Here is a 10,647-nt window from a genome sequence, read left to right as displayed (position 1 = left end):
CAGTCGATCGCGGTGTCCGCGCTGTCGCTCGCCAACCAGTCGCAGGCGAGCGTGCTGCAGCTGCTGCGCTGATCCGCAGGCATCGCATCTCGACAACCAACGCGGCGGGGGAAACCCCGCCGCTTTTTTTCGCCTGGTTTGGCCGTCCGGCCCGTATCAATACTGGCACGGAACCGGACGCGAGTGGAGCCCAGGATCGCAACCAGTCGTTAAGCAAGAAATTTAAAGCGCCATTAACCATGTTTTAAAAGTGGCTGGACTAGAACCTCCTGGTGAATAACTAGGAAGGTTTCACACATATGTCCGGTATCGTTCTCTCGGCTTCGGTTCGCCAAAACCTGCTGGCGCTGCAAAACACCGCATCGCTGCTGGCCACGACTCAAAACAACCTGGCCACCGGCAACAAGGTCAACACGGCGCTCGATAACCCCACCGAATTCTTCACCTCGCAATCGCTCAACAACCGCGCGAGCGACATTGCGAATCTGCTCGACAGCATCGGCAACGGTGTCCAGGTTCTCCAGGCTGCGAATACCGGTCTCACCTCGCTTCAGAAGCTCGTCGATAGCGCCAAGTCGATCGCAAGCCAGGTCCTCCAGGCCCCGACGGGGTACACCACCAAGTCGAGCGTGACCTCCGCGGTCATCTCAGGGGCGACGGCGAACAACCTGCTCGGCAGCTCCTCGAACAATTTCGTGACCGGCAGCGCGGTCAACAACGACAACCTCAGCTCGGCCGTTGCGATCACCGGATCCACCAGGCTGTCGGGTACGGCGAGCTCGACCTCGAACGACCTGGCGAGCAGCGTCACCACCGGCGATACGCTCGTGGTCAACGGTGTCGTGTTCACCTTCGTGGCCGGCTCGGTCTCGGCCGGTACCAACATCGGCGTCGGCGACACCGTCAGCAACCTCCTGGCTGCCATCGATTCGGTGACCGGAGCCACCGCAACGCCGTCCACGGTGGCAGCGGGCAAGATCCAGCTGGCGACAGGCACGGCGCAGGATCTGACAGTATCGGGCACGGCCCTGGCCAAGCTCGGATTGACCGCCGGCACGACCACACGAAATCCGCCAGCCTTGACAGGACAGACGCTGACAATTGCCTCGACAGGGGGCGGCGTCGCAACGAACATAACGTTCGGCACAGGTGCTTCGCAGATCTCGACGCTGGCACAGCTCAATACGGCTCTCGCGACCAACAACCTGCAGGCCAGCCTGAGCACGACGGGTCAGCTTACGATCCTCACCACCAACGAAGCGGCATCGTCGACGATCGGCGCGGTCGCCGGCTCTTCGACCGCGGCCAGCATGGCCTTTAACGGCGTGACGGCATCGACCCCGGTGGCCGACACCAACTCCCAGACGACGCGTGCCGGCCTGATCGCGCAGTACAACAACGTCCTGGCGCAGATCAACACCACGGCGCAGGACGCCTCGTTCAACGGCATCAACCTGCTCAACGGCGACACGCTCAAGTTGGTGTTCAACGAGACCGGACGGTCCACGCTGAACATCACCGGCGTGACCTTCAACAGCACCGGTCTCGGCCTGTCGGCGCTGGTGGTCGGAAGCGACTTCCTCGACAGCAACTCGGCCAACAAGGTGCTCACGACCTTGAACAGTGCATCGACTGCGATCCGCTCTGAAGCGTCGTCGCTCGGTTCGAACCTCTCGATCGTGCAGATCCGTCAGGACTTCAACAAGAACCTGATCAACGTGCTGCAGACCGGCTCGTCGAACCTGACCTTGGCCGACACCAACGAGGAGGCGGCCAACAGCCAGGCGCTGTCGACCCGCCAGTCGATCGCGGTCTCGGCGCTAGCGCTGGCCAATCAGTCGCAGGCGAGCGTGCTGCAGCTCCTGCGCTGAGCGCGAACGCGCTGGAATGATATCTCATCGAAGCGGCGGGCCATGCCCGCCGCTTCTGCTTTTGGCTATGCCGTGCGTGGCAGCGCGGGTCTCCGTTCGATGTCGGTGGGTGAGCTGCGTGAAGGCGCCGTTGTTCGTGTAGTTCGCGCCGCCGAGGCGTGATGAACAACGTACGATCCTCGTCCGGACATTTTGAATCATCGCGTTCGCAAGAAATTAAGAGGTGCACCAAACAAGGCGATTTGCGGTGCTCCGTGACGCTACGAAACGAATTCCGCTAACGGCCGCTAACCATATTTTAAAGGCACGCAAAGTACAAAACCTGAGCAGTTTGGTCGTGTCCCTGCGTCAGTCCGGAGTAGTTGATGTCATATGCCGCTCAAGCCTATGCCCGCACGTCGCAGACGACGGCATCACCACGGGAGATCGAAGCTCAGGCTCTGTTGAAAGCGGCGCGGCAGCTGCAGGAAGTCCAGGCCAATTGGAGCGGTCCTGATCGCAACATGTACAAGGCTCTGCTCTTCAATCGTCGCTTGTGGACGATCTTCATGAGCGCGATGGAGGCGGACGACAATCCGAATCCGCTCGACATTCGCCAGAACATCGCCAACATCGGCGTGTTCGTGATGAAGCAGACGATCGAGATGCAGATGGATCCGGATCCGGCGAAGCTCAAGTCGCTGATCGACATCAACTGCCACATCGCCGCGGGATTGTCGGGGCGGAGCTGACCGTCGGGGACAGGGGCGGGTGGCGCGTCGTGATGACCGATATCACCAGCATCCTGTCTGCGTCCTACAAGTCGAACCTGCTCAGTACGGCGCGAAGCAACAGCAAATACGTGGCCGTCGATCCGACGCTCTATCAGGGCGGCTGGAGCGGAAAATATGCCAACGGGAAGTCGTTCACGGTCTCGGTCTCCAACGTCGAGGGCTTTCACGCCAAGGTTCGCTACCAGGGCGAGGGCGTGAACAAGTATCAGGACTGCTGATCAGGGATAATGCGTTGGGGATCGGCGATACGAAGTTCACGCTGACCGGCAACGGCAAGGCCCAGATCAAGAACGTGGTCACCGACGCCGCCTCGGGCCAGACCTATCTCGACACCGCCTACGCGACCCGGAGCAGTTGATCCGCCAAAGCTGCGCCGCTCGATACGGCAACGCCGCCCGGTGGGGCGGCGTGCAGGCGGCGGCGGAATGAAGCGGTAGGCCCCGTGGGGGCTCAGGCGGTGCGATCGGTCGCCACGACGCGCGGCACGTCCGCCTTCTGCATATCCTTCTGAAGGTCGAGCGTGTTGAAGTAGGCCCGGCGGCGCAGCACGGCCTCATCCGGATATTGGGTCACGACCTGATCGGTCTTGCGGTTGACCACCTGGAACACCAGGGCGGCAGCGGCGCGATCGTAATAGGCCTGCCGCGACACCGACAGATCGTTCGCGACGTTGACCGGGACGTCGTTGCGCACGGAGGCGCCAGGCTCGGCCGCGGTCACGGTCTGGCTGGGAGGAAGGTCCGTTGGAACAGCGCTCACCACCGCCTGGCTCGACGGCGGAATTATCGGAACGGACGCTGGCGTCCCTACCGCTCTTACGCTGAAATCGGAACTCATGGCAGCCTCCTCATGGCCATCGAGTCAATTCCCAACCCATCCCGCTTGCAACTATGCCGATGACCAATCAACGTTATGTTAGGAAATAGGATGAACGGCGCGTTGTGATTCGCCTGGGCCTTTTAAGCTTATCCGAGCGTTAAACGGCGACGGCCGCGCGGCCCTCGAGGCGGCGCGGCGCGGCGCTGCAATGCAGTGGGGGGGTGCCGGTGGTGAGGCTCAGAGCGTCCGGCTGACGGCGAGCGGGGTGAGGTGCCGCGCGCCCGGGGCGGCGCGGCGGCCGCCGGCGGTATACGTGCTGGGGATGTTCTTGCGCTGAACCTCGGCATTGACGCCGCGCACGATCTTTTCCGAGATCGCGTGCGCAGTCGCCAGCACGGTCAGGTTCACCTGCAGCAGGGCGCGGAAGGTGTCGTGGTGGCGGTGCAGGGTGGCGAGCAGCTCCGGCGCGGTCTGCTTCATGAACTCCTGGCTCGCCTTGAGGCGGCCCACGGTCGTGACGTAGTGGCGGGACAGCTCGGTCTTCTTCGGGCCGAACGCCATGCCTTCGCGCAGCTTGCCGGCGCGAACCAGCTCGGTCTCCTGCTCGATGACCGCGATCAGCTCGCTCATGACGCTCACCATCTCGTCGGCGAGCGCGCGTGCCTCTGCGGCGCTGGTGGCGGCGGTGTAGGTCGTCTTCTTCGCTTGGCCCTGTGCGGTCATTTCATAACTCCCTTCGGCGTGAGCGTTTGCCGCCCACGCGCTTGTCACGCGAACATCTACGCTTTGCCGTTGGCGCCGGAGCTGCTGCCGGCCTGTTGCAGGATGAGAGTGCGGAAGACGTCGTTGGAGATGCCGACGCCGCCGGCCTTGGCGAAGTTCTTGGAATATTGCTCCGTCAGCATCGAGCGCCAGACGCCGGTGCCCGGCGTGTCGCCGAACGGCCCTTCGCCCTTCACTCCGCTGGTCATCTGCGAAAACATGCTGTTGAGGAACATCGCTTCGAAGTCGGTCGCCGTCGCCTTGGCCCTGGCCTGCGCCTTGGGCGAGACCTTGGTCAGGGCCTCGGCGAGATCGAGATCGGTGCGCGGCGCGGTGACGGCCGCGGCCGTCGGCATGTTGAGAGCGACGCGGCCATGATAGGAGTCGATGAAGGACGTCGCCATCACATCACCTCGATGTCGGCTTCGATCGCACCCGCCGCCTTGATGGCCTGCAGGATGCTGATCAGGTCGCGGGGACCGATGCCGAGGCCGTTGAGGCCGTCGACCAGCTGCTGCAAGGACACGCCGTCCTTGACGACCGCGAACTTCTTGCCTTCCTCGGTGACACCGACGCTGGTGCGCGGTGTGACCACGGTGCGGCCGCGCGACAGTGGATTGGGCTGGCTGACCTGCGGACTTTCGGAGATCGTGACGGTGAGGTTGCCTTGCGCCACGGCGACGGTCGCCACGCGCACGTCGCGGCCCATCACGATGATGCCGGAGCGCTCGTCGATGACGATCTTGGCGGCGAGATCAGGATCGACCTGCAACTGCTCGATCTCGGTCAGGAAGGCGACGACGTTGCCCTTGAACTCGGCGGGAACGCTGAGCTGCACCGTCGAAGGGTCGATCGGCTCGGCGGTCTTGACGCCGAGGAAATCGTTGATGGCGGCGGCGATGCGCTTTGCGGTGGTGAAGTCGGCGTTGCGCAGCGCCAGCCGCACGTTCGGCAGCCGGTTCAGCGCGAACTCGATCTCGCGCTCGATGATGGCGCCATTGGCGATGCGGCCGACCGTCGGCACGCCGCGCACGATCTTGGCGGCCTCGCCCTCGGCCTGGAAGCCGGAGATCGCGAGCGAGCCCTGCGCCACCGCATAGACGTTGCCGTCGGCGCCGAGCAGGGGGGTGACGAGCAGGGTGCCGCCCTGCAGGTTCTTGGCGTCGCCGAGCGCGGACACCGTGACGTCCATGCGCGTGCCTTGCGTCGCGAATGGCGGCAGGTTGCCGGTGACCATGACAGCGGCGACGTTGCCGGTGCGGATGGTGGCGCCGCGGATGTTGACGCCCATGCGCTCGAGCATCGCCTGCAGCGACTGCTTGGTGAAGGGGATGTTGTTCAGCGTGTCGCCGGTGCCGTTGAGGCCGACCACGAGGCCATAGCCGATCAACTGGTTCTGGCGCACGCCCTCGATATTGGCGAGATCCTTGATCCGCGAGGTCGCGTTCGCAGACATGACGGTAGATGCCAGCGCCAGCACGGCGGCGCAGGCGACCTGAAACAGGCGCGTGGTTCGGACGCGTCGCATCCTATGCTCCCCTCGAACTCTTCAAGCGATCACTCGGCCACTCCCATGACCGCATGATCGACGTTAACTATGCGAGCGTCGTGCCACGGCGATGCTCCGGGCTAACTCATTGAAAGAGTGTGAAATCGACTCGAAGCTTTGTCGCGGTCCAGGGGGACTCCGGGGGAACGAAGCTGCCGCCCCGGCAGAATTTGCCGGGCCGTTTACGCACCGTTAACCACGGCGGAGCCAATCTCCCGCTCGACACGCGAAGCTTGCGGGAGCCATCGATGCGCATCTACGGACCGAACGGCACGACCCTGGGCTCGTCGACCAGCAGCACGCGGAAGACCTCGTCCAGCGGCTTCAAGCTGCCTGACGTCGGTACCACGCAGGACACGCGCGCGACCCTCGCGCCGAAGCAGACCGCGAACATCGATGCGCTGCTGGCGCTGCAGGGTATCGAGGAGGAGCCGGCGGAGCGCCGCAAGCGCTCGGTCCAGCGCGGCAAGCGCGCGCTCGACGTGCTCGATGATCTCAAGCTGACGCTGCTGTCCGGCAAGCTCGACACCGCGATGGCGCTGCGGCTGCGCGATGCCGCGGCCGACCTGAAACAGACCTCGGGCGACCCGGGACTGGATGCGATCCTCTCCGAGATCGAGCTGCGCGTCGAGGTCGAGCTCGCCAAGGCCGGGCGGAGCTGAGACGCTTCGCGCGTTCAAGCCGCCTTCGACGGCTGTTGCGCGTCGTAGCGCCGCTGCGCGGCGGTGACTTCCTTGAGATGACGCTCGGCCCAGTCGCGCAGCGGATCGACCGCGGCGGCGAGCGTCAGCCCGAGCGGCGTGATCGAATATTCGACGGTGACCGGGACGGTCGCGATCGCGCGCCGCCGCACCAGGCCGTCGCGCTCCAGGCTCTTCAGCACCTGGGACAGCATCTTCTGCGAAATCCCTTCGATCGACCGCCGCAACTGATTGAAGCGCAAGGGTTCGTTGCGCAGCAGGATCAGGATCAGCACGGCCCATTTGTCGCCGACGCGATCGAGGATCTGTCGCGTTGGGCAGTCGGCCGAATAGACGTTCGCGGCTCTCATCGGTTACTCCGGCGTGACCAGGTGATCTTAAAGTGCGCTCTTAACACCAGCATTCGTTCCGCTATCTAGTCACTATCGGATACCGAGGCGGCTTCGTCCAGATCTCGGATCCGACCTCGTGATCTCGAACATAGGAGCTTCCCATGAAGATCGCCGTCGCCGGCGCGTCCGGCCGTGCCGGGTCCCGCATTACCGCCGAGCTGGCCAGCCGCGGCCACCAGGTCACCGGCATCGCCCGCAACCCGGAGAAGATCGCCGGTCACGCCAACGTCAAGGCGGTGCGGGGCGATGCCAACGACCGCGCCGCGCTGGCAAAGCTCTGGGCCGGCCATGACGTCGCGATCAGCGCGATCCATTTCTCGGCCAGCGATGTCGAGACCCTGATCGGGGCGGCCAAGGACTCGGGCGTATCGCGTTACCTCGTGGTCGGCGGCGCCGGCTCGCTCGAGGTCGCGCCGGGTGTGCGGCTGGTGACGACGCCCGGCTTTCCGGCCGCCTACAAGGCCGAAGCGGAGAAGGGCGCCGCGTTCCTCGATCGTCTGCGCCAGGAGAAGGAGCTCGACTGGACCTTCCTGTCGCCCTCGGCGATGATCGATTTCGGTGCCCGGACGGCCAAGTTCCGGCTCGGAACGGACCAGTTGCTGGTCGATGCCGACGGCAAGAGTTTCATCACCTTCGAGGACTTCGCGGTCGCGATGGCCGACGAAATCGAGCGTCCGGCGCACCGGCGGGCCCGTTTCACGGTCGGTTATTGAGGCCGTCCACGGCGTCCCGCCGGCTGCGGCCGAATTTGCCTGTGCAACGGCCCGAACGGCGGGGCGCCCGTGCCGATGGAAATATTGTCTGTCACATGAGGCCGCTATATAACGCGGCCGCGAACGGGCGTATTCCGTCCGCCGGTGCCGAGACCGGCGCCAGCACGTACAGATGGGCTGACCTTGGAAAAGTTGAAGAACTACAAACCTTCCGAAAAAGAGCCTTTCATGAACGAACGCCAGCGCGACTATTTCCGCGCCAAGCTGCTGGCATGGAAGGAGGAGATCCTGCGCGAATCGAAGCTCACCCTGCAGGCTCTGCAGGAGGAGAACGTGAACCATCCGGACCTCGCCGACCGCGCGTCGTCGGAGACCGACCGGGCGATCGAGCTTCGCGCCCGTGACCGCCAGCGCAAGCTGATCTCCAAGATCGACGCGGCGCTCCAGCGCATCGAGGACAACACCTACGGCTATTGCGAGGAGACCGGTGAGCCGATTTCGCTGAAGCGGCTCGAGGCCCGGCCCATTGCGACGCTGTCGGTGGAGGCGCAGGAACGCCACGAGAAGCGTGAAAAGGTCTATCGCGACGAGTAGGTCGCGACACTGACCTGAACGAGCGGGGATTGCGGCCGCCTGCCGGGTGCGGCCGCAGTATCTGTTGACGGCTGAGACGGTGCTTGTGCGATCCGCACAGGCTGTGCGGGAGCGAGCGCAAGCGCCTTTGGTTTTCCGAACGTCAGGAACTTTTTCGCGCCTGCTGAATTAACTGCGGTTCCATCTCGGAACGCCGCGGGGAATCATGGGCGAGCCGGACATAGCCAGAGGCGCGCTGGCGACGATGCAGCGCTCCTACGGCGCCCTGAGCATCAAGGGACGCCTCCTTCTGCTGGCCGGCATTCTGTTCCTGCCCTGCGTCGGACTGATTGCCTATGTCATCGTGTCGATGGCGCAATCCGCCGACGCCTCAATTCGGCACGGCCTGTCCTATGCCGCGCAGACGATCTCCGGAGCTGTCGACGCCGAATTGCGGCGCTATATCGCGCTCGCCGAGGTGCTGGCGAAGTCTCCTGAACTCAGCGCGGCCGATCTCAGCGACTTCGAGGCGGAGGCGCGCCGCGTCGGTGCGGTCAGCGGCGAAGGCTGGATCATCGTGTCGGACGCGAGCGGCCGCATCCTGCTCAACACCGGGGCGACGCCGGGCAAGCCGCTCGGCGAGCGCACGCCCGAAGGCCGGCACTCGCAGGAGCGCGCTTTTCAGTCAGGAAGGCCATCGATCTCCGACATCTTCACCGGTCCCAATTCCGGCGCGTGGGTGGCGACCGTCGATGTCCCTGTCGTCAAGGATGGCAAGCCGTTCCGTTGCCTGTCGATCGCCATGCCGGCCGCGAACTACACCCGGCTGCTGGCCCAGCAGCAACTGCCGGCCGACTGGCTGGTCGGCATCATGGACGGCCAGGGCCGCTACATCTCGCGCATTCCGAAGAACGCCACCACGATCGGGCAGCCGGCGTCGGCCGGCTGGCGGGCGACTGCCAAGGCCGAGGGGATCGCGGAGTTTCCGTCGATCGAGGGCGATCGTGTCATCAACGCCAATGCGCGTCCCCAACTGAGCGACTGGACTGTCGGGGTCGGCATCAAGCAGGCGGCTTTCGCCCAGGCGATCTCCTCGACGGTGCAGACCGCAACCATCGTGGCAACGACGATCTGTGCCCTGGCGCTGCTGCTGGCGGCCGGCATCGGCCGAAGCATCGCCCGGCCGCTCGAAAGCATCGCCGTCAAGAGCGCCATCCCAGGCGAGGCCGCGCCCTCCGATCCTCCGGAGGTTCGGGCGCTCAACGCCCGACTGGCTGCGGCCGAAAAGGCGCAGGCGGAGAGTGCGCGCGTCATCCAGGAGAATTTCGGGATGCTCGCCCAAGCCAGGGACGATGCGTCGCGCACGGCCGGGCAGCTCAAACTCGCCGCGAAATATGGACGGCTTGGCACCTTTACCTGGGACGGCAGATCCGGCGCCAGCCACTGGTCCGACGAGATCGAAGAACTCTATGGGCTTGCGCCGGGCACGTTCCCAGGGACCTATGACGCCTGGCTGGCGCTGGTGCATCCCGAGGACCAGGCGCGTGCCGACCAGGACAACAAGCAGGCGCTGATCACCGGCGAGCTCGATTCGGAGTGGCGAGTGGCGCTGCCCGACGGCTCAATCCGGTGGATCGAGGCGCGCGCCCGCATGCTGGGCGGCGAGGGCGGCGGCGATCCGTACATGATCGGCGTCAACATCGACGTCACCGCCGCGAAGGAAGCCGACCGCAAGCGCGAGCTGCTCGTGCATGAGCTCGCCCATCGCGTCAAGAACAGCCTCGCCGTGGTGCAATCGCTGGCGCATCAGCTGCTGCCGCGGCACGACGCCAAGGTCCGCGATTTCACCTCACGCCTGCATGCGCTGGCGACGGCGCACACGAGCCTTGCCGAGAACGACTGGCAGGGCGCCGATCTCGCCGCCCTCATCAGGAGTCAGGTCGCGCCGTTCGCCAGCACACCGGATCAACTCGCCACCAGCGGCCCCGCCATCCTGGTCCCGGTCGAGCTGACGACGCAGCTGGCTCTCGTCATCCACGAGATGGCCTGCAACGCCAGCAAATATGGCGCGCTCACCACGCCCAACGGTCACGTCGATGTCAGCTGGTCGTTGGCCCAGGACGCGCTGCATGTCCGTTGGCAGGAGAGCGGCGGCCCGCCGGCGCGCGAGCCTCCGGTGGTCGGCTTCGGCAGCCGGCTGCTGACCCGCACGGTCAGGCATCTGCAGCGCACATTTGCCGAGAGCGGGCTGACCTGCCAGTTCGAGCTGCCCTGGCTCACGACACGTGACGAGAGCTCGATGGCCGCAACGGGCGAGGCGAGTTGAGCGTCAGCGCGCGAAGCGCCGCTCGGCTGGTCCTGACATGGCCTCACATGGCCTCGCCATCGCGCTCTGCCATACCGCGTCCGGGATATCGGCGCAGAGACGGCAATTCCGATGAGCGAGGTACTGGTTATGGGCGGCTGGTCGGTTGAAAGTGCTGCTTGCGCCCGT

At 65.0% G+C, this 10,647-nt stretch carries 12 protein-coding genes and 1 pseudogene; 8 read left to right on the top strand and 5 right to left on the bottom strand.

Features of this window, described 5'->3' with window-relative positions:
- The 4 genes and pseudogenes from QX039_RS27585 to QX039_RS27570 all read left to right on the top strand — a co-directional run.
- Window positions 1–248, top strand: a 248-nt coding sequence (locus QX039_RS27585) for a hypothetical protein (protein WP_315799249.1), incomplete at its 5' end; no start/stop codon positions are given.
- A gap of 51 nt (window positions 249–299) precedes the next feature.
- Window positions 300–1,871, top strand: a complete 1,572-nt coding sequence (locus QX039_RS27580) for a flagellin (RefSeq protein ID WP_315738794.1) — start codon at window positions 300–302, stop codon at window positions 1,869–1,871.
- A gap of 365 nt (window positions 1,872–2,236) precedes the next feature.
- Entirely contained in the window at window positions 2,237–2,602 is a 366-nt protein-coding gene (gene flaF / locus QX039_RS27575; protein WP_315738793.1) for a flagellar biosynthesis regulator FlaF, read from the top strand.
- Between the two features lie 32 nt (window positions 2,603–2,634).
- Window positions 2,635–3,002 (top strand): annotated as a pseudogene (locus QX039_RS27570) (hypothetical protein).
- Window positions 3,003–3,094: 92 nt separating this feature from the next.
- Here the strand turns inward: QX039_RS27570 and QX039_RS27565 are convergent.
- The 4 genes from QX039_RS27565 to QX039_RS27550 form a co-directional block, all read right to left on the bottom strand.
- Window positions 3,095–3,481: a hypothetical protein gene (locus tag QX039_RS27565; protein WP_315738790.1), complete on the bottom strand. Its 387-nt coding sequence runs from the start codon at window positions 3,479–3,481 to the stop codon at window positions 3,095–3,097.
- A gap of 219 nt (window positions 3,482–3,700) precedes the next feature.
- The gene (locus tag QX039_RS27560; RefSeq protein ID WP_315770503.1) at window positions 3,701–4,186 is read right to left on the bottom strand and encodes a hypothetical protein; all 486 of its coding nucleotides are present in this window, start codon (window positions 4,184–4,186) and stop codon (window positions 3,701–3,703) included.
- A gap of 56 nt (window positions 4,187–4,242) precedes the next feature.
- Window positions 4,243–4,629, bottom strand: a complete 387-nt coding sequence (gene flgJ / locus QX039_RS27555; protein WP_315756568.1) for a flagellar assembly peptidoglycan hydrolase FlgJ — start codon at window positions 4,627–4,629, stop codon at window positions 4,243–4,245.
- Window positions 4,629–5,753, bottom strand: a complete 1,125-nt coding sequence (locus tag QX039_RS27550) for a flagellar basal body P-ring protein FlgI (protein ID WP_315738786.1) — start codon at window positions 5,751–5,753, stop codon at window positions 4,629–4,631. Before QX039_RS27550 ends, flgJ begins: the two co-directional genes overlap by 1 nt.
- A gap of 269 nt (window positions 5,754–6,022) precedes the next feature.
- Between QX039_RS27550 and QX039_RS27545 the strand changes: the two genes are divergently transcribed.
- Window positions 6,023–6,436 (top strand): flagellar assembly protein FliX, encoded by a 414-nt coding sequence (locus QX039_RS27545; RefSeq protein ID WP_315738785.1) that lies wholly within the window; start codon window positions 6,023–6,025, stop codon window positions 6,434–6,436.
- 14 nt (window positions 6,437–6,450) lie between these two features.
- On the opposite strand, the gene QX039_RS27540 is transcribed toward QX039_RS27545, so the two are convergent.
- A complete protein-coding gene (locus QX039_RS27540; protein WP_315716006.1) occupies window positions 6,451–6,825 on the bottom strand; it encodes a helix-turn-helix domain-containing protein in 375 nt (124 codons plus the stop codon).
- A gap of 143 nt (window positions 6,826–6,968) precedes the next feature.
- Between QX039_RS27540 and QX039_RS27535 the strand changes: the two genes are divergently transcribed.
- The 3 genes from QX039_RS27535 (at window position 6,969) to QX039_RS27525 (ending at window position 10,479) form a co-directional block, all read left to right on the top strand.
- Window positions 6,969–7,580 carry an NAD(P)-dependent oxidoreductase gene (locus tag QX039_RS27535; protein ID WP_315738784.1) on the top strand — a complete coding sequence of 204 codons (612 nt, stop codon included), beginning with the start codon at window positions 6,969–6,971 and terminating at the stop codon, window positions 7,578–7,580.
- Between the two features lie 228 nt (window positions 7,581–7,808).
- Window positions 7,809–8,174, top strand: a complete 366-nt coding sequence (gene dksA / locus QX039_RS27530) for an RNA polymerase-binding protein DksA (RefSeq protein WP_170323279.1) — start codon at window positions 7,809–7,811, stop codon at window positions 8,172–8,174.
- Between the two features lie 205 nt (window positions 8,175–8,379).
- Window positions 8,380–10,479 (top strand): sensor histidine kinase, encoded by a 2,100-nt coding sequence (locus tag QX039_RS27525; RefSeq protein WP_315738783.1) that lies wholly within the window; start codon window positions 8,380–8,382, stop codon window positions 10,477–10,479.
- The last annotated feature ends 168 nt before the right edge of the window (window positions 10,480–10,647 follow it).

The sequence above is a fragment of the Bradyrhizobium sp. SZCCHNR1043 genome (assembly GCF_032489675.1).
Lineage (GTDB): Bacteria > Pseudomonadota > Alphaproteobacteria > Rhizobiales > Xanthobacteraceae > Bradyrhizobium.
Note: the sequence above shows the minus strand (reverse complement) of the source record. Positions and strands in the feature narration are given on the sequence as shown.